This is a genomic window from Curtobacterium sp. MCSS17_016 (genome assembly GCF_003234255.2).
GTDB classification, from domain to species: Bacteria; Actinomycetota; Actinomycetes; order Actinomycetales; family Microbacteriaceae; genus Curtobacterium; species Curtobacterium flaccumfaciens.
In genome coordinates this window covers 355,710-372,596 of record NZ_CP126255.1, presented here as the reverse complement: position 1 = coordinate 372,596, position 16,887 = coordinate 355,710, and the positions used below count along the sequence as shown (strand labels likewise).

The 16,887-nt window shown below is 67.3% G+C and carries 28 protein-coding genes; 17 read left to right on the top strand and 11 right to left on the bottom strand.

Features of this window, described 5'->3' with window-relative positions:
• Positions 1-3 precede the first annotated feature (3 nt).
• The gene (locus tag DEJ19_RS20730) at positions 4-567 is read right to left on the bottom strand and encodes a matrixin family metalloprotease (protein ID WP_111231888.1); all 564 of its coding nucleotides are present in this window, start codon (positions 565-567) and stop codon (positions 4-6) included.
• 661 nt (positions 568-1,228) lie between these two features.
• Here DEJ19_RS20730 and DEJ19_RS20725 point away from each other — a divergent pair.
• The 8 genes from DEJ19_RS20725 to DEJ19_RS20690 all read left to right on the top strand — a co-directional run bounded on the left by DEJ19_RS20725 (position 1,229) and on the right by DEJ19_RS20690 (position 4,285).
• Entirely contained in the window at positions 1,229-1,825 is a 597-nt protein-coding gene (locus DEJ19_RS20725) for a hypothetical protein (protein WP_146250433.1), read from the top strand.
• Positions 1,826-1,894: 69 nt separating this feature from the next.
• Positions 1,895-2,341: a hypothetical protein gene (locus DEJ19_RS20720; RefSeq protein WP_181441411.1), complete on the top strand. Its 447-nt coding sequence runs from the start codon at positions 1,895-1,897 to the stop codon at positions 2,339-2,341.
• Positions 2,338-2,574: a hypothetical protein gene (locus tag DEJ19_RS20715; RefSeq protein WP_111231890.1), complete on the top strand. Its 237-nt coding sequence runs from the start codon at positions 2,338-2,340 to the stop codon at positions 2,572-2,574. Before DEJ19_RS20720 ends, DEJ19_RS20715 begins: the two co-directional genes overlap by 4 nt.
• The gene (locus tag DEJ19_RS20710; protein WP_111231891.1) at positions 2,574-2,804 is read left to right on the top strand and encodes a hypothetical protein; all 231 of its coding nucleotides are present in this window, start codon (positions 2,574-2,576) and stop codon (positions 2,802-2,804) included. The genes DEJ19_RS20715 and DEJ19_RS20710 overlap by 1 nt, the downstream gene beginning before the upstream one ends.
• A complete protein-coding gene (locus DEJ19_RS20705) occupies positions 2,801-3,184 on the top strand; it encodes a hypothetical protein (protein WP_111231892.1) in 384 nt (127 codons plus the stop codon). Before DEJ19_RS20710 ends, DEJ19_RS20705 begins: the two co-directional genes overlap by 4 nt.
• Positions 3,181-3,471 carry a hypothetical protein gene (locus DEJ19_RS20700; protein ID WP_111231893.1) on the top strand — a complete coding sequence of 97 codons (291 nt, stop codon included), beginning with the start codon at positions 3,181-3,183 and terminating at the stop codon, positions 3,469-3,471. Before DEJ19_RS20705 ends, DEJ19_RS20700 begins: the two co-directional genes overlap by 4 nt.
• 80 nt (positions 3,472-3,551) lie before the next feature.
• A complete protein-coding gene (locus tag DEJ19_RS20695; protein ID WP_181441412.1) occupies positions 3,552-3,989 on the top strand; it encodes a hypothetical protein in 438 nt (145 codons plus the stop codon).
• Positions 3,989-4,285, top strand: a complete 297-nt coding sequence (locus DEJ19_RS20690) for a hypothetical protein (protein WP_111231894.1) — start codon at positions 3,989-3,991, stop codon at positions 4,283-4,285. The genes DEJ19_RS20695 and DEJ19_RS20690 overlap by 1 nt, the downstream gene beginning before the upstream one ends.
• Here DEJ19_RS20690 and DEJ19_RS22045 read toward each other — a convergent pair.
• From DEJ19_RS22045 to DEJ19_RS20680, 3 genes are read right to left on the bottom strand one after another with little or no spacing between them, the layout of a single operon-like run.
• A complete protein-coding gene (locus tag DEJ19_RS22045; RefSeq protein WP_502869796.1) occupies positions 4,282-4,434 on the bottom strand; it encodes a DUF8730 family Cys-rich protein in 153 nt (50 codons plus the stop codon). The genes DEJ19_RS20690 and DEJ19_RS22045 overlap by 4 nt on opposite strands.
• A gap of 56 nt (positions 4,435-4,490) precedes the next feature.
• Entirely contained in the window at positions 4,491-5,027 is a 537-nt protein-coding gene (locus tag DEJ19_RS20685) for a hypothetical protein (protein ID WP_146250434.1), read from the bottom strand.
• On the bottom strand, positions 5,017-5,502 hold the full coding sequence (locus DEJ19_RS20680; RefSeq protein ID WP_146250436.1) for a hypothetical protein: 486 nt from the start codon (positions 5,500-5,502) through the stop codon (positions 5,017-5,019). The genes DEJ19_RS20685 and DEJ19_RS20680 overlap by 11 nt, the downstream gene beginning before the upstream one ends.
• A gap of 173 nt (positions 5,503-5,675) precedes the next feature.
• Between DEJ19_RS20680 and DEJ19_RS20675 the strand changes: the two genes are divergently transcribed.
• Positions 5,676-6,035, top strand: a complete 360-nt coding sequence (locus DEJ19_RS20675) for a hypothetical protein (protein ID WP_111231897.1) — start codon at positions 5,676-5,678, stop codon at positions 6,033-6,035.
• Between the two features lies 1 nt (position 6,036).
• Here DEJ19_RS20675 and DEJ19_RS20670 read toward each other — a convergent pair whose 3' ends face one another.
• On the bottom strand, positions 6,037-6,870 hold the full coding sequence (locus DEJ19_RS20670; RefSeq protein ID WP_181441413.1) for a helicase associated domain-containing protein: 834 nt from the start codon (positions 6,868-6,870) through the stop codon (positions 6,037-6,039).
• Between the two features lie 119 nt (positions 6,871-6,989).
• On the opposite strand from DEJ19_RS20670, the gene DEJ19_RS20665 reads away from it, so the two are divergent.
• Both DEJ19_RS20665 and DEJ19_RS20660 read left to right on the top strand, forming a co-directional pair.
• Positions 6,990-7,565, top strand: coding sequence for a hypothetical protein (locus DEJ19_RS20665; protein ID WP_111231899.1), 576 nt, complete (start codon positions 6,990-6,992; stop codon positions 7,563-7,565).
• On the top strand, positions 7,562-8,182 hold the full coding sequence (locus DEJ19_RS20660; RefSeq protein WP_146250438.1) for a hypothetical protein: 621 nt from the start codon (positions 7,562-7,564) through the stop codon (positions 8,180-8,182). The genes DEJ19_RS20665 and DEJ19_RS20660 overlap by 4 nt, the downstream gene beginning before the upstream one ends.
• Here the strand turns inward: DEJ19_RS20660 and DEJ19_RS20655 are convergent.
• Genes DEJ19_RS20655 through flgN form a run of 6 tightly spaced genes read right to left on the bottom strand, consistent with a single transcriptional unit; the run spans position 8,149 to position 11,804 of the window.
• A complete protein-coding gene (locus DEJ19_RS20655) occupies positions 8,149-8,403 on the bottom strand; it encodes a hypothetical protein (RefSeq protein WP_111231901.1) in 255 nt (84 codons plus the stop codon). The genes DEJ19_RS20660 and DEJ19_RS20655 overlap by 34 nt on opposite strands.
• Positions 8,404-8,413: 10 nt before the next feature.
• On the bottom strand, positions 8,414-8,620 hold the full coding sequence (locus tag DEJ19_RS20650; RefSeq protein WP_111231902.1) for a hypothetical protein: 207 nt from the start codon (positions 8,618-8,620) through the stop codon (positions 8,414-8,416).
• On the bottom strand, positions 8,617-8,979 hold the full coding sequence (gene fliW / locus DEJ19_RS20645; RefSeq protein ID WP_111231903.1) for a flagellar assembly protein FliW: 363 nt from the start codon (positions 8,977-8,979) through the stop codon (positions 8,617-8,619). The genes DEJ19_RS20650 and fliW overlap by 4 nt, the downstream gene beginning before the upstream one ends.
• A 22-nt stretch (positions 8,980-9,001) precedes the next feature.
• Positions 9,002-9,886, bottom strand: a complete 885-nt coding sequence (gene flgL / locus DEJ19_RS20640) for a flagellar hook-associated protein FlgL (protein WP_111231904.1) — start codon at positions 9,884-9,886, stop codon at positions 9,002-9,004.
• Positions 9,886-11,322, bottom strand: coding sequence for a flagellar hook-associated protein FlgK (gene flgK, locus DEJ19_RS20635; RefSeq protein WP_146250440.1), 1,437 nt, complete (start codon positions 11,320-11,322; stop codon positions 9,886-9,888). Before flgK ends, flgL begins: the two co-directional genes overlap by 1 nt.
• Entirely contained in the window at positions 11,319-11,804 is a 486-nt protein-coding gene (gene flgN, locus DEJ19_RS20630) for a flagellar export chaperone FlgN (RefSeq protein ID WP_111231906.1), read from the bottom strand. Before flgN ends, flgK begins: the two co-directional genes overlap by 4 nt.
• Before the next feature lie 227 nt (positions 11,805-12,031).
• Here flgN and DEJ19_RS20625 point away from each other — a divergent pair, with 227 nt between their 5' ends.
• The 6 genes from DEJ19_RS20625 to DEJ19_RS20600 all read left to right on the top strand — a co-directional run bounded on the left by DEJ19_RS20625 (position 12,032) and on the right by DEJ19_RS20600 (position 16,441).
• Entirely contained in the window at positions 12,032-12,826 is a 795-nt protein-coding gene (locus DEJ19_RS20625; protein WP_111231907.1) for a sigma-70 family RNA polymerase sigma factor, read from the top strand.
• A 90-nt stretch (positions 12,827-12,916) separates the two neighbouring features.
• The gene (locus DEJ19_RS20620) at positions 12,917-13,153 is read left to right on the top strand and encodes a hypothetical protein (RefSeq protein WP_111231908.1); all 237 of its coding nucleotides are present in this window, start codon (positions 12,917-12,919) and stop codon (positions 13,151-13,153) included.
• A gap of 131 nt (positions 13,154-13,284) precedes the next feature.
• Positions 13,285-14,136: a flagellin N-terminal helical domain-containing protein gene (locus tag DEJ19_RS20615; RefSeq protein WP_111231909.1), complete on the top strand. Its 852-nt coding sequence runs from the start codon at positions 13,285-13,287 to the stop codon at positions 14,134-14,136.
• An 84-nt stretch (positions 14,137-14,220) separates the two neighbouring features.
• On the top strand, positions 14,221-15,645 hold the full coding sequence (fliD, locus tag DEJ19_RS20610; RefSeq protein WP_181441414.1) for a flagellar filament capping protein FliD: 1,425 nt from the start codon (positions 14,221-14,223) through the stop codon (positions 15,643-15,645).
• A 42-nt stretch (positions 15,646-15,687) separates the two neighbouring features.
• Entirely contained in the window at positions 15,688-16,122 is a 435-nt protein-coding gene (locus DEJ19_RS20605) for a flagellar export chaperone FliS (protein WP_111231911.1), read from the top strand.
• Positions 16,115-16,441: a hypothetical protein gene (locus DEJ19_RS20600; protein ID WP_111231912.1), complete on the top strand. Its 327-nt coding sequence runs from the start codon at positions 16,115-16,117 to the stop codon at positions 16,439-16,441. The genes DEJ19_RS20605 and DEJ19_RS20600 overlap by 8 nt, the downstream gene beginning before the upstream one ends.
• Positions 16,442-16,887: the final 446 nt, after the last annotated feature.

The window sequence follows — 16,887 nt, the reverse complement described above, 5'->3', positions numbered from 1 at the left end:
CTCTCAGTACTTCTTGTTGATGCCGGCGACTTCGTCGGACGTGAGGTTCCTCACACCGGCGTTGTATGCGCCGGATGCGGGGTTGTGCATGACGCGGGCGACCGGGCCGACGTGTGCGAGACCGAGTCCGTGGCCGAGCTCGTGGAGCCAGATGACCTTGAGGTTCGCAGTGGTCTTCCCTGACACGTAGTACCGGTTGACGGTGGAGTGCGCGGACACGGTGCGACCTGCGACTGGCGTCCAGTCAGTCCACCCTTCGTAGCTGTCGGCGCCGTTGTTCACGTCGGCGGCGGAGAAGGACGGGCCGCCGGTAGTGGTGTTGGTGAGGTTCAGGTCGGTGGCGGAGGTGTAGTTCGCTGACGCCTGGTTGATGGCGGTGCGGTACTTCCCCGACGTGGACGCCATGTAGATGCGGAGGTTCGCATTCCCCCACGACGAGTTCTCGTAGGCGTAGGCCTGCGCGGCGTTCGGGATGGCGATGAGCGCCGCGGTGAGAGCGAGTGCGGATGCTGCTGTGAGACCGAGTCGGCGCCGCTTCGTTGCGGTTGCCGTACGTGGCTTCTTCATGGATTCCCCTATCCGTGAACCGGCAGAACCGGGGGCCGACGGCAGCGTCGGAATCGTTGCCGGCTCAGCCCCCTAGCCGGTGATGAATGCTCACACGGGGGCGACAGGTTGGTCTACCCCGGGATTGGTGCCGTGGCCGATCTGTGACCTACCTGTTTTGGATCGATGCTGCTGCATGTGTCGCTCATACTCGTTGGTATGAGCCGCAGCAGCACTGCGCTCTCCGCGGATGATTCCCGACACCGCGGGTTGGGGGAGGGCTCCGTTCGGGACCAGTTCTGGCTGACCTCCGGGGATGGAGCGGTTCGCCTGCTTGAACAGTCGCGGGTTCCGCGGGAACCGGTCGGTACTGGACCGCGTGGGTGGCTGCGACGGAAGCCGAAACCGACAGGTGATCTGGCGTGGTTCCTTCCGATGCCGGGGAACAACGACGTCGGGCTGCTCATTACGGCTGCGCGTGGTATCGCTCCGGGGAGACGAGTGCAGGGGTTCCTCGTCGTTGATGACCCGAACGTTCCTGGTGCTTCGGTGTTCACCACCGGTGCTGACGGTGCAGTTGTGGTTTCTCGTGATGGGAAGCAGGAGCGTCTGGCGGACGTCGTCGCTACCGGGGTGACGCTCCGCCGCGCGCAGGTGTAACCCAGCCGCGCACATGACCGGCATGGCAGCAGAGCGCATCATCCGGAATCGTGACGTCGGCGGAGCGTTGAACGACACGCGTTTCGGCGCCCACAAGCGTCCGGCAGCTGACGTGACCCTCGGCGGTCGGGAAGCGGCGACGCTCACCGACGTGCTGAAGGCGTCGGAGGCGGAACACGCGCTCTACGTCGATGACTACACCCCGGAGGGGCACTTCAACGTCACCGTGAAGGTGCTCGGCCTGGTCACGAAGTACACGCTGAAGGGGGAGGTGGGCGACATGGACGCGCCCATCGTGGAGCGTGAGGAGATCCAGGGGCTCCGAGGCCACGAGCGGTTCTCCCGCTACGTCGGCAACCGTCTGAAGGGCGGGACGCTGTCCGCGCCGGCAGAGCGGGTCGTGCGGCCGCCGCTGTCGGAGAAGACGACGGAGGAGCTGCAAGACGCTGCGGTGTCGGCCCGGAAGCGCATCGAGTTCGCGAACCGCAACGCCGGTGAGAAGCCGGCTGACCGAGCGTTCGCCCGCGAGCTCGAAGCGGCACACCGCCACTACGACAAGGTGCGCGCTGAGCTGGAGCAGCGGGGCCCACTCGACGAGCTCGACCCTGCCGGCGTCTGAACGCCGCGGCAGCGGTGACCTCCGCGCATAGGGTCTGTGTCAGCACCGACCCTTCCTGAGGAGCCAACCATGCCGTACCCCGAGATGCAGCCGTCCGAGGATCAGCACGCCGCACTCGAAGCGGGCCTCGACGTCGACACCGTGCAGCACGGTACGACGCCGCCGTTCGCGTACTGGGAGGGCGACGCCAGGGCTCTCGTCGGTGTGCTGTGGTCTGCTCGTCACAACGGTCTGACCCTCGACGCGGATGCGGAGCGCATCGCGTCGAACATCCTCGCCTCCCGCTGCATCGCGGCGGTCCGTCACCAGACGGCGGAGGGCAACCCGTCGGTCCGCGGCTTCACGACGCAGGCAGACGGGTTCACCGGGTCCGCCGACGAGCTCGCGCAGGTGCTCGGCGACGCAGCCGCTGCTGGCGGCGACCTGTCCTCGAAGACGGACGACACCGCCAACTTCATCCGCATGTCCGGCTGGTTCGCCGCCATCCAGCGGGACGCTGTGACGGTGGCCGCATGAGCGACCTGCGTGTCGGCGTCACCCTCAACGGCTACTGCGGTGGCTGGTTCGGGGACTCGTACGGGGAGAAGGAGCTGGTCGCCATCGTCCAGGTCGACGGTGACGCTGTTCACCTGTTCCGCACGGTGGAGAGCGACGGACCGTCGTACATGGCGTTGAGCCGTGATGACGCGTCGCAGGCGCACTCCGCCGCGCTGGCAGAGGAGCAGGTCTTCGCGGCGGTGGACGACTGATGGGGGTGCTGAAGGAGCTGTGGCTCCTCGCCCGCATGCATCGGATGCTGGACCGTGCTGAGAAGCAGTACTTGAAGGCGGCGTGGGAGGAAGTCGAGGGGCAGTACAACCTCGCCGAGGCGTTCACCGCTTCCGCGGAACGCTTCGAGGCCCGCTACCGGTTCTTCGAGGCGGAGTACAGCCGTGTCCGCGACCGCCGCGGCCCGGCACGTCCGGAGGTCGCGTCGTGACCGAGTGGGAGGAGTACCCGAACCCGCCGGCCACGCTCGAGCAGGTGATCACCCACATCGAAGCCACCGACGAAGCGTCCTGGTGCACGGACGTGGTCCGCACCGCGGAGGACGGGCGGAACTGCTTCTTCGGGCACCTGTTCAACATGGGTGCCGACGACCAGGAGGGCGCCGCCATCTGGGACTGGTTCGAGTGCCGGTGGATGACGACGTACGGCATGTACCCGATCAACGACGGCCGGAACCCCCGGTACCCGCAGCCGACCCCGAAGCAGCGATGCGTCGCCGCCCTGCACGCGCTCCGCGACGGGACGGAACTGACGACGATGGAGTCGATGGACCAGGAGTACGAACACCATCTGGCAATGGAGAACGCGTGAGTGGGCAGCAGGCCCCGTACGGCGACGGCAGTCCGACGCCCACGGCGACGTTCACCCGACGGTGGACACCATCGAGCGTGACGCTGATGCTGCTGGGTGCGCTGCTCATCGTGGCGGCTGCCGCTGTTGCGGTGACGTGTCTGCTGCGGGTCGTGCTCGCGAAGGATGGTGAGGGGGTGGACTTCTCCGTCCTGTACCTGTTCCCGGCTGCCGTCGTGAGCGGCACGTTCGGGGTTCTCGCGGTCGTGTCCGCACGGCGCCGCAGCCTCGTCTTGTCCACCCGCTGACGCCCTCGCACAAGACGGGACGCCGACCGCGCATAGGGTCAGTGTCAGCACGCCCCACCGTCACCACCGGGAGCCACACCATGCAGGTTCAGCAGTCGTCCGAGAAGCAGGCCGCCGCCATCGAAGCCGGCCTCGACATTGACACCGTGCAGTTCGCCACCGAGGGTCCGTTCGAGGCGTGGGAGGGTGACTCCACCGCACTGGTCCACGTCCTCTGGGACGCGCGCCACAAGGGTCTGACGCTCAAGGACGACGCGGCGACCATCGCCGACATGATCGTCGGCTCCCGCTTCCTCGCCGCCGCCCGAGCGCTCGCCGCAGCCGGCACGCCGACCGTCCCGGTGATGAACACCCGCGCTGCCGGCTCCACCGGCGCCGTCGAGGAGCTCGTCGCCGTGCTCGAGGAGGCGCGCCTGTCCGGCGGCGACCTCCGCGGTGACGGGTCGGCGAAGACAGCGAACATCGTCCGCGGGTCCGGATGGTTCGCCGCCATCCAGCAGGCTGCTCTCACCCGCTGATGCTGGCCTTCACTCCGACCGACTGGTTCATCAACGCCGCCATCGGAGCCGCCTGGGGCGCCGCCATCATCTGGGTTGCCGTCGAGGGCCGCCGCTCAGCGCGACGGTGGGACACGTTGCAGGCTGGGATCCGGCATGGGTTCGGCTTCCGCACCGCCCAGGAGCATGCCGCCGTTGCCGCGCATCACGCTGCTGGGGCGGCCGTGGCGCACGAGCGGGCGAAGGCTGCCGTCGCAGTTGCGGAGAAGGCGTACGAGGACGTGCTCCGCATCGCACGTGCGGCGCGCACGCGTTAGAGCGGCAGTTTCGACCCGAGCAGGTCCGTGCCGGCGTGACCGGCGCACCGGTCCCGCTTCGGGACCTTCCGGAGCACGTCCGCGACATGCTCGCCGCAGCCAGTCCACGTCGTCTTCCCGCACGCCTTGCACTGCACCGCGACACACATCAGCGACCACCTCTCCCTGTGCTGCTGACGGTACCGACGAGGGCTGGCAGCGCCCGCTACGCCGCCGGCTCGTCGACCAGTTGCGGCTCCGCCGTCGCCGTCGCTGTGGATGGCTTGGCGTGTCTGAACCGCCATGTGGCGAGTGCTGCGGCGGCTCCGGCGGGCACCGAGAGCAGCAACGGGTACTGCCACGACAGGGTGTCCTCCTCGAACATGAGGAGGAGCGCCTGCATGCAGATGGCCGCGAGCGATCCGGCAAGAGCAGCATGCGCGATGACGTGTGTGATGCGACGGTGTTGCCCTTGCAGCATCCGTCCGAGGGCGTAGGTGAACGGCAGCGCGACGGCAGCACCGCCCACTGCGATGATCGCGAGGACGACGGTGAAGAGGATGAAGAACCAGAGACCGCTGCTGAGGTTCATCAGGAAGTCGCCGGTGGGGATACTCGTCAGAAGCCATGCGATGAGCGCGGCGGACGGTGCTGTCACGGCAATCAACCAGAGGTAGCTGGTGCCGACGAGCCGGAAGGTCTTCTCAAGCGTCCACTGGTCCATGCCGTCGTGTATGCGGCGGCTGTCGGTGTCAGGCTGCATGGGCGGCGCCTTCCGTGGGTTCGTCGGCCAGTTCCGGGTTCTCAGTGCCGGGGATGGTTGACAGCTCCACGATGTCGAGCCGCCACCGCGCGATGGCTGCGGCGAGAGCTGCGGGGGCGGCGATGACGAGCGACCACGGCCACACGCTTCCCTCGCCGATGATGAGGAAGTACGCCTCGACGCAACCCACGGCGAGTACTCCGGCGAGGAGTGCGTGTGCGAGCGTTCGGACGATACGGCTGCGAACGCGGACGAGGAGCCTGCTGAGGGCGTGGGAGAACGGGATGGAGACGAGGGCTCCAATGGCGGCGCCGATGCCACAGATGATGAGCGACGCGGGGACGAAGATGATGAGTCCGCCGGGGTTGCGCCAGCCGACGACGACGAACGTGGTCGCTGGTGCTGTGACGAGTGTCATCCACAGCCAGCTTTTCACGAGGAGTTGCGTGGTCTCCGCCCCAGTCCACTGCTTCATGCCTCCCATCATGCGGTGCTGCGGCTCACCAGTGGTCAACCCCTCGTCGATCGACACCGAACAGTTAGGGTTCCGTCATGCTTGCTCCGAGCCTGCGCCACTCCGTAGCCGCTGCAGACGCTGTTGTTGAGGCCGCGCATCACGCGTATCGGGATGCCCGCGAGTCAGGGAACGTGGATGCCGCTGACGCTGCGGAGGAGACGCTGCAGGCCGCTTTCCTGGCACGGTCGAAGGTGAACGTCCAGGTGGTCGCCGCGGCCGCCGCCGGCAGCGACGCGGATGCGCACCAGTTGGAACGCATCGACAACGGCTGGCGGGTGAAAGCCACCGACGACTACGTCATCGAGGTGTGGAAGACGCTGTTCAACTGGCGCCTCGTCGTCATGGTTCCGAACCAGCAAGCAGTCGTCGAGCACGGCTTCTGCTACTTCGGGCTCGGGTTGGAGTCGCTCACCCGTGCCATCGCCGCGGGACTCGAGTGGGAGGACCCGTTCAACACGAAGCCGGCAGGGTTCGACAAGCAGGCGTTCTGACTCAGGCCTGGTCGCGGGTCTTCTTCCACCGCAGGCTCTCCGACCATCCAGGGAGCGCTTCGAGGGCTGCTCGATGCTCGGCGGTCATCGTCCGCTGCGACCCGGGCTTCGTGGCGGCGCGTTGGTTCTTCGCCCAGATGCCGAGGTTGAACACGTCCGAGGGCCGGTTGTAGCCGGTGGGAACGTCGGCGTTGCCGTGCTCGGCGATGTACTCCCTCATCAGTTCAAGTCCGCGCTCGAACGGGTCACGCTGCGGGACGAACTCGGCTGTCAGCGGTTGTTCCTTCGCGTTCCACATCCACCCGGGAAGCACTTCCAACTCCGCTTTCCGCTCCGGCGTCAGCTTGCGCTTCTGATTCTTCGGAGCCGTCAGCGCCGCACGCTGGTCTTCGACCCACCTGCCGAGCCTGAACCCGTCTTCGGTCGTGTACTTACTCGGCATCCGCACTGAGCCGTTCTTTGCGACGTACCGTCGGAGATGGTTGAGCGCCGCTTGGTACTTCGCTTCCTTGGCGTTCCACACCCATCCCGGCAGCGCTTCGAGTCGCTGCCGCTGGGTGGGGTCGATGTAGCTGCCCTTGGCGTGGCGCTTCCGAAGCTTCGCGACGAACATTCCGGTCCTGTAGCCATCTGTTTCGACGTGCAACTGCGGAACACTCGCCGTACCATGCGTGGCAACGTAGTCCTGGACACGGTCGAAGCCTTCCTCGAAGGCATGGTCTGCAGGCGCCGCGGGGGCGGCGACGAGGGTCACTTCGTCACCTGTTCGTGAACGTTCACCGAACCGGGTGTCGTTCGGTAGCCCGCCGATGTCGCGTTTTCGTGTGATGGTCACGGCAGTCATGTGCGCGGGGAGGGGAGCGCCCGGTGACGACGTCTCCGGCTTCGCGTTGGCCGGTTGGATTCGACGGGCAGGTCTTCTGAGAACGTCTCGGCTCCGCTAGGTTGCCGACCATGAGCTTCGACGACCTGGTGGACGCCGCTCGCGATGGCCGCCGCGACGAGGAAGGACGCTTTGCCGCGGCAGCGGAACGGCGGGAGCGGCAGAAGGATGCCGGCCGGCAGCAGCTACGGGCTCTGCTCGGGGAGGCGCTCCGGGTGCTCCGGGAACGTGGCGGCTGCCGTGCCCTCGACGTCCGGATGAAGAAGGCGGGGAACCCGGCGTTCCCACCGACGCTCACTGTGGAGCGGTCCGGGTTCGTCTTCGGAGACAGCTGGGTTCTTCTCGACGACGGGACGGTCCTCACCACGAATCCGTTCGACAGTAGCCCTGCTCGGGGGAGCCGAGGCCGGCCGTACGAAGAGCGAACGGCGCAGGAGGATGCACTCCGTGCCGCGCATGGCGGGGCGGAGCTTCGCATCTTCGGCAGCGAGATGTCGTGGGAGATGGAACCGCCGGTCAGCCCCGGCGAGGAGGCGTTCTACGTCCTCGACGACGGCGCGCTCGTCCTTGGCGAAGGCGACACGGGCGGGCTGTACACGCCGGCGCGGGACGCCATCGCGTTCATGGTTGGCAGGGCGCTGCGATGAGTCTCGAGGACGAGGTGAATGCCGAGCGAGCCCGTGCGCGCGCAGCAGCAATCGACCATCGACGCGCGGACTTCGGCGCGGAGCGCGAGCGTGACGCCGGACGAGCTCGACTGCTCGAGCTCGTCGCGGAAGCTCATCGGATTCTTCGTGACCGAGGTGGTAGGCGTGCGGTGCAGGCCAGGGTCGAGTGGCGGCAGTCGTTCTGGAACAGCAAGAAGGACCGGTTCTCGTGGTCGCTTGGGGAGCTTGCGTTCACTCTCGGCATCAACAGCGGGTTTGTGATCACTGAGGACGGCCGCATCGTTGTTGGGCATCCTCTACCGTCGCCGAAGGGGCCGGGCATACCCCAGATCCGCAGCGCGGTGCAAGTTCGACGGCAGGAGGGCATCGACGACTGGTTCCGAGCGTTCCAGCACCAGCATTCGGAGGCCGAACTGATGATCTTTGGCGCGGACATCGACTGGTCGATGACGCCGCCGGATAGCTACACCAACAAGTTCTACTTTCACGGCGGGACGCTCAGCTACGGCAGCAACTCAGACAACGGCGTACTGCTCGGAAAACCAGCGGATCGGGTCTTCGCTCAGTGGGTTGCGGAGTCCCTTGACGGGTCCTGAGCTGCGGCGGCTCGCGCCTTCCGCTTGGTGTAGACCACGCCGGCGATCTGCAGGGCGGCGAGTATGCCCCATGCGATAGCCATGAACGTGTGGAACCCGGAGGGGTCGGCGACGGCGGAGATGATCCATACGAGGGCCAGGGCACCCCAGGCCCAGGCGAGCCACGGCAGGGGTCTGCCGACGAGCCGTTCGAGGGCGCTGCGCTGCTTCGTTTCCGTCACGGCTGTGACGCTACCGGAGGCTCTGACGGTCGACGGTGATGTGCGCTGCGTTGTCGGAGATGCGGGCGACGGCACCGGTCCCGGAGACGTCTTCCTCCGGTTCGTTCACGAGGACGTCGTCGCCCACGCCGACGGGCCCGTTGAGGTTCGAGAGCTTGACCCGGGTGGTGCCGTCACCGCTGATGGAGTTCAGGTCGATGACCGCGGTGACCGTCATGCAGCGACGAGTTCCGCGACCGGTGCCTGCAGCGGGTACCGGGCTGGGTCGTCGAGGATGACCTGCTGCGCGGTGTAGTGCTGCACGTCGAGGATGACCGGGGCGAGCAGGTTCACGGTGAGCCCGCCGTCGCGCGGGGTGACGATGAGCAGCACAGTGTGCTTCGACTCGTCGTAGCCGGGGAACGACGGCCGGTAGGTGGGGGCGTGGGTGGCTGCGTCGAGGACGTGGAAGCGGATCTCCGGCCGTTCGGTGGATTCCAGCGAGTACACGCCGGCGGCGCCTTCGATGAGGGTGAGGGTGTAGTTCCGCAGCTGATCGAGGCCGGCGAGCGGGGTGGTGAAGAGCAGGTTGGTCATGTCGGGGTGCCTTCCGGGCTGGTTAGGACAGGTAGTCCATGAGGGTCTTCGTGTTCGACTGCGCGGTGACGGCGAGCGCCATCTGGTACGCGTTCGACTGCGACTGGAGTTGCAGGATCGCGTCGGCGGCGTCGATGGATTCGATGTCGGAGCGGGACTGCTTGAGGGTGTTCGACTGGGTGTCGAGGAGCGCTTTCGCGGATGCGATGCGGTTCTGGGAAGCGCCGACGGTGGCGTGCGCGGCGGTGATCTTGTCCGCGTACTGGTCGAGGGTCGCGATGCGGGTGGTGACGTCGCCGCCGGCGGTGACTGCGGCGGACAGCTCGTCGATGAATGAGAAGACACTGTTCTGGCCTTCTCCGAACACGGCTCCGCCGTTGACGTCTACCTGGACGGTGAGCTCCGGGCCGATGCGGCGCTGCACGGAGGCGGTGGGGGACCCGGCGAACGCGTACGTGGTGGTGTCGTAGGCGGCGCCAGCGTCGGAGGTGCCGGCGAAGACGGTTCGGCCCTGGTACTGCGTGTTCGCGAGGGCGAGAACGTCCTTCTTGATGGCCTGCATCTCGTCGGCGATGCTCTTCAGTGACGCGTCGCTGTTCGTTCCGGACGCCGCTTCGATGGCGAGGTTCCGCAGCCGGGTCATGTCGTTGCCGATGCCGGACAGGGCGCTGTCGGCGGTGCCGAGCCACGCGTTGCCGTCGTTGGCGTTTCGGACGTACTGGGTGGATTGCGCCTGCTGCCGCTTGATGGCGAGGAGGTTCGCGGTTCCCATCGGGTCGTCGGAGGGCTTGTTGAGCTTGATGCCGGTGGATGCCTGGTTCGTCAGGTCCGCGAGGGATGCCTTCGATGACTGCAGGTTCCGCTGCGACTGCATCAGCTGCATGGTGTTGGTGACGCGCATGGACATCAGGCCATCCCTACCGTTCCGGTGTGGTTGATGAGTTGGTCGAGGAGTTGGTCCATCGCGGTGAGGACGCGGGCGGCACCCTGGTACGCGTGCTGGGCCTGGAGGAGGTTCACTGACTCTTCGTCGAGGTCCACACCTTCCTGCGACTGCTGCGAGGTGACCGCTGTTGCCAGCGACGCTGTCGTCAGTGTCTGCTGCTGGCCGGACACCTGTGACTGCACACCGAGGGTGACTACGAACGTCGCCCATGACGCGTCCGGTGATGTGGACGTCGCGCCGAGGTGGCTGATCTTGTCGGCGATGGACCCGTCGTTGGTGCCGGCGCCGACAGCCCCGGTGGGTACCTGCGCACCGCTGGTGGGGATGACGGACAGCCCGAGCGCCGCGGGCCCGGTGCCGGATTGGGCGAAGAAGTTCAGCCCGGTCTGCCCGGTTGGGGTGATGCCGGCGGACGCGACTTCGTTGACCTGCGTGGCGAGGTTCGTGGCGAGGGCGTTGAGCTGCGCGGCTGCTTCCGCGTACGGGCCGCCGGTGCCGGCCGGGTTCGCGGCGGACAGGACGGTGAGGTCACCGGCGATGCTGCCGGAGGGCAGGCTGAGCGGCACGGACGGCTTGTCCGCCCACACCAGCTGAACCGGGTTGCTGCCGGCGTCCTCGAGGGTGTTCGCGCCGACGACGGTCACCTGACGGACGAGGGTGCCGTCGACGATGTTCGATCCGCCGATGGCGATGCTGATGGTGGAGTCGGCGTTCTGTGTCACGGTTCCGCCGGTGAGGGCGGAGATCTGCTGCACGACGGCCGCGCGCTGGTTCACCATCTCGTTGGCGTTGTTGCCGGTTGCGACGGTGGAACGGATGAGGGAGTTCAGGTCACCGACCTGCTTCGTCAACGCGTTCAACTGGTCAGCCTGCGTTGTCGCCGACGTGCGGGTTCCGGCCCAGCCGGCTTGCATCGCCTGGTACTTGTCGGCGATCTGCGCGACGACGGTCTGCGCCTGCGCGAGGAGGGAACCGACGGGTGCGTCCGTGCCGGGCTGGTTCGACACGTCCGACCACGCAGCCCAGAACTTCTGCAGCTGGGAGGAGATGGCGGTGTCCTTCGGCTCCCCGAGTGCATCTTCGACGGTTGAGTACCCGGAGGCACGGCTGGTTGCGTACCCGTTGGACGCGGCCGCGGACCGCACCTGCGTGTCGAGGAACACGTTGGACAGGTTCGAGATGCCGGTGATCGCGGTGCCCTGGCCGGCCTGCATGCCGATGCCTGACAGGCCGACCTTCGCCGGGGCGCCGACGGCCTGCTGCTCCGCGCGCTGGCGGACGTAGCCGGTGGAGGAAGCGTTCTCGATGTTCTGCCCGGTGACGTTCAGCTGCATCTGAGCAGCGGTCAGCCCGGAGTAGGCGCCGTGGATGCCGGCGAAGGTGCTGCCCACGCTCACGCCTCCGTGTCTACGAGCGCCGGGGAGACGAACCCGCGACCGGCAGCGCCGTCAGCGTCGTAGCCCTCAGCCGGCGTGCCGATGGCGTTCAGGAGTTCCTGCGTGGACCGCAGCGCCTGACGCATCAGCGTGTCGTTCTGTGACCGGAGCTGCTTGATGTTCCCCGTCGCGAGGGTCAGCGCGTCCAGGTGCGCGGTGAAGATGTCCTTCCACACGGACGCGGGGGCTGCGTCGATGACGGCGCGGAGGTTCGCGTCTACGTGCACGCCCCATTCCGCGGCGACGTCGACCATCATCACGGACGTGCGCAGCGACGCGGTCTGCAGCTGCTCGATGACAGCTTCCACCTCGAGCGTCGCGCGCGGGATCCAACGGGACTTCCCGGCGGCGAGCAGCAGATGCTCCGTCTCGTACTTGTAGTGGAGCAAGTCCAGCAGCTCACGCTGCCGCCACAGTGCGGCGGAAAGCTCGTTGGCGCCCATCGGGTCCCTCTCGGCGGTAGTTCGTCGGGTGCGGTCGTGTTCGCCGCATAGGACCTCATCGGCACGGCCCGCTGGTCAGTAGGCGACTTCTCCGACGGACAGGAGAAGTCCCTGACAGGGGACACCAGCGGGAACGGCCGGCAGACGAACCGATAGGCGGAGCCGACGGATTCGGGCCTGTTGACCCCGCGCATTCGTTGCGCGCCTTGCTCCCTGTGAAGGACTCCTTGAACACGATCGACCGCGACCAGCTCGTCATCGACCACCTCCCGCTCGTCGGCTACATCGTCAGCGACCTCTGCCGGAAGGCCACCCACCTCGACCGGTCGGACCTCGCCTCCGCTGGCCAGTACGCACTCGTGAAGGCGTCCCGCTCCTACGAACCGGACCGCGGTGTCCCGTTCGACGCGTACGCCCGCATCCGTATCAACGGCGCCCTCAGCGACGAACTCCGCAGCCAGGACTGGACGACCCGCGGCACCCGGAAGAAGATCACCGCGTACGAGAGGGTGTGGGAGCAGCTGCAGGCAGACCTCGGCCGTGTTCCGTCGAACGACGAAGCCGCGACCGTCCTCGGCGTCTCCTCCGACGAGGTCGCGGCCATCCGCGCCGCGAACACCGGCGCCCCCATCAACCTCACCGCGGACGACTCCTCCGGGTACCTTCTGGTGTCCACGATGGCGACGCCGGACGAGTCAGCGGAAACGGGGGAGCGGGACGCGTTTCTCCGCTCCGCCGTGGCGAACCTCCCGGACCGGCTCCGCCTCATCGTCGAACGGCTCTACTTCGAGGACAAGCGCGTCCAGGACGTCGCCGACGAGCTCGGCATCACCCACGTCTCCGTCAGCCAGGCCCGAAACGAAGCGGTTCGTCTGCTCCGCGACGGCTGGACGCTGCACTTCGACAACGAGTCCGGCCACGACGTCACCCCGGTGAAGGCGAAGACCATCCGAGGTCGCTACCTCAGCAAGCTCGGCGAGTACACCTCCACGGGCCCCAACCTGGCCGCAGCCGCTATCTGACCGGCGGTCGCCGCATCTGCCGCGGGTGACAGCCACCGTCGCCGGAGGACCACAAGTCGGCCGGCGACCTCACCTCGGAAAGGTCCACCCATGGCCGGCTTCCTCGCCACCGTCATCGTCCTCGTCGTCATCTTCGGCGGCCTCGGCACCGTCCTGTTCATGCAGGACCGTCGTCGTCGTGCCCGCTACGAGCTGCTGACCCGCACCTCACAGATGGCGGTGGTCAACGCCGAACGTGAGGCGGAGCGGGCACGCAATCAGACGGTCGCCGACGCGTACGCCGGCCCCCGCGTCGGACCGACCAGCGGCTACATGGGTCCGTTCTAGCCCGCGGTTCGGGGTCGCGGAAAAGATTCTGCGAAACCTGACTACGAACCGGCCCCTTCTGACGAGTAGGTGCTGTGCCGCCCACGGATGGGTGGTTCCCAGCACCACCATTCACGGAGGAATCCCCACCCATGGCAATGACCATCAACACGAACCTGTCCGCCAACCAGGTCCTGTCGAACCTGAACTCGAACCAGGACGCGCTGCGCTCGTCGATGCAGAAGCTCTCCACGGGCTCGCGCATCAACACCGCGGCGGACGACGCGGCCGGCCTCGCCATCTCGCAGGGTCTGCAGTCCCAGATCGGTGGTCTCACGACCGCCTCGCGGAACACGCAGAACGGCATCAACCTCATCCAGACGGCGTCGGGTGCGCTCACGCAGGTGTCCAGCATCCTGCAGACCGTCCGCGACCTCGCCGTCCAGGCGTCCAACGACACGAACAACACCGACTCGCGGACCGACATCCAGACGCAGGTGACCCAGCTCGCCAAGGAGCTCACCCGCATCGCCGGTTCGACGAACTTCAACGGCATCAACCTGCTCGACGGCTCGGCCGGTGCCGGTGCGGACGGCAAGCTGAACCTGCAGGTCGGCGCCGGCGCCTCGGCGACGAACGACGTCATCCAGGTCGACCTGTCCGGTGCGAACGTCACCGACGTCGCCACCGCGGTGTCGGCCCTGACCTTCGACTCGACGGTCAACTCGCAGGCCGCGATCACGGCGCTGGACACGCAGATCCAGAACATGTCCACCGCTCAGGCGACCCTCGGTGCCACGCAGAACCGTCTCCAGTCCACCCAGCAGTCCCTCGCGGTGAACACGCAGAACCTGACCGCGGCGAAGTCCACCATCTCCGACACCGACATGGCGTCCGAGATGGCGAACTTCACGAGCAAGAACGTGCTCGTGCAGGCCGGCGCCGCGATGCTCTCGCAGGCGAACCAGCAGTCGCAGCAGGTCCTGAAGCTGCTCCAGGGCTGAGCCCCGTGAAGCGGGCGGTGGCACCGGTTCTTCCGGTAGGCCACCGCCCGCTTCTTCATGTCCACGCTCGGTGAGGAGAACCGCATGGCGTCCGTATCAGCAACCAGCACCCCGACCATCGGCGTCGGCTCTGACGGCAAGGTCACCGCCGGCAACCTTGTCGCCAACCTCGACACGAAGGCGATCGTCGATGCGTTGATGACCGCGGCGAGCATCCCGAAGGTGCAGCTCGAGGGTCGCATCAAGACAGAGCAGACCCGGGTCAGCATGTACCAGTCGCTGAACACCGGGTTGCAGACGCTGCAGTCCACCACCGACGGGTACACCGCCGCGAACGCGATGAACCTGCTGACCGTGAAGTCCACCGACAGCAGCGTCACCGCGACGACCACCACCTCCGCGACAGCAACGGAGCTGAGCATGCAGGTGGACTCCGTCGCGAAGAAGCAGGTGTCCGTCACCGCCGCGACGACAGCGTTCACCGGGACGAAGTTCACCATCGTGGACTCCGCCGGGGAACAGACCGAGGTGACCGCGGCCTCCACGAAGCCATCCGACGTCGCCAAGGCCATCAACGCAGCAGGCGTCGGCGTCACCGCCTCCGCGGTCGCCTCAGGCACCGACGGCAGCGGCAACACCCTGTACCGGCTGCAGCTCACCAGCGCGAAGACCGGCGCCGATGCGTCATTCACCGCGTTCGAGGGATCCGCAGCGGCCGTCACTGCTGGGACCGCCACGAACCTCCTCACCGCGACCGGTGCGGCGACGGTGTCCGCCGCTTCCGATGCGAAGGTCACCCTGTGGCCTGGCACCGCCGCCGCACAGTCGGTGACCAGCTCCACGAACCAGTTCACCGACCTCACCCCGGGTGTGACGGTCTCTGTCTCCGCGGTCACCACTGCACCGTCCACGCTGAGCATCACCCGCGACGACGCGTCCATCTCCAACACCGTCAACAACGTCGTCTCCGCCGTCGCCCAGATCCAGCAGTTCATCACCAAGCAGCAGGCGGGGACCACCACCACTGCTGACGACGGCTCCACGACGTACACCGCCGGGAACTTCACCGGCGATTCGATGACCCGCACCCTGTCGAAGCAGCTGCAGTCCGCAGTCACCGCCCCCGTCGACGGGAAGTCCCTGTCGCAGTACGGCATCAGCATCACGGCAGACGGCACCGTCGCGTTCGACTCCGCGAAGTTCAAGACCGCTCTCGCCGCCGACCCGGAAGCGACGACGAAGGCGATGCAGACCGTCTACCAGCGGGTCTCCGATGCGGTGTCATCCGCGTCCGACCCGACCAAGGGCTACATCACCGGCTCGGTGAAGACGCAGCAGGCACGCATCGAGACGGATCAGACCGCAGACATCGCGTGGACGACCCGTCTGGCCGCACAACGTGAACTGCTCGTCAACCGGTACACCGCGCTCGCGACGACGCTCTCCCAGATGCAGGCGCAGCAGGACTACCTCACTCAGCAGATCGACGCGATGAACAAGCCGAACTAGACCCCGCCCCGACCCCCACCCGCCTCACCGAGGAGCATCCACATGCCCGCCAGCCCGTACGCCCGCTACCGGGACACCGCAATCCAGTCCGCCACCCCAGCCCAGTTGGTCACCATGCTCTACGACCGGCTGCTGCTGGACCTCCGCACCGCACACACCGCTCTCACCACAAGTCAGGACGCCGAAGCGACGTACCGGCTCGGACACGCCGGCGAGATCGTCGCAGCACTCGCGGACAGCCTCGACGTGTCCAAGTGGGACGGCGCGAACGACCTGCTGGGCCTGTACCTCTACGTCACACAGGGCATCATCTCCGCCACCGCTTCCCGCAACCCGGACACCATCACCGAGTGCATCACCCTCCTCGAACCGTTGCAGAAGTCGTGGCACGAAGCGGCGGCGTTCCTCGCCCGGCAGCCGGAGTGGGACGTGCCAGCGACAGCCGGTGCCGACCAGGCGGTGTTCGCGGTTGCGTGACCGACTCGTCCTCGCCAAGGCCATCGCTGAGGACCTCATGCCGCCGGAAGTTGGCTGGCTCGACACGTTGAACACCCTTGCCGAACGGGCCCGCACCGCAGGGGACGGCGACGTGCGCGAGCCGTGGACACCGCCGGAGAACGCCGGCCCGCTCCCACCGCACCTGCTGCCGTTGGCGCAGTCCATCCTCCTCGACCAGGCGCACGCCATCGTCGCACTGCAGAAGGAGATGGCTGAGCTCCGAACCCGCGACAAGGTCGTCCGCGGCGCCGGGTACGACGGCGGCAGCATCCCCGCGTACGTCGACCAGGTCGGCTGAACCGATGTGGGACGGCGCGACACGGCGGGGCCCGTTCCATGAGAACGAAGACCGGTGGGGCATCCGCGGCTCCTGGGCGTGGGTCGTGGACGGTGCGACGAACCCGATGCCGGCCGCGGGCACCGCCGCGCAGTACGCGCAGGCGCTCTCAGATGCCCTTGACGCCACTGTCCGACGGAGCCCGTGGGTGAGCCCGGCCACGGTGCTCGAGCAGGCACTTGGCGACCTGAGGCTCGGCTCCCTTGCGGGACAGTCCGCAACCGTCGCGCTCGCCGACCTACGTGGTGACCTGCTCCGGTGGCTCGTCCTCGGTGACTGCACCGTCACCTGGTCTTCGGGTGGGACTCTGCGCTCCGTGACAGACGACCGGCTAGCGTCCGTCGCTGTCACCGAACGGGCCGCGTTCACCGCCGCAGCGCCGGAGAACCGGGAGGCGCTTCGATACG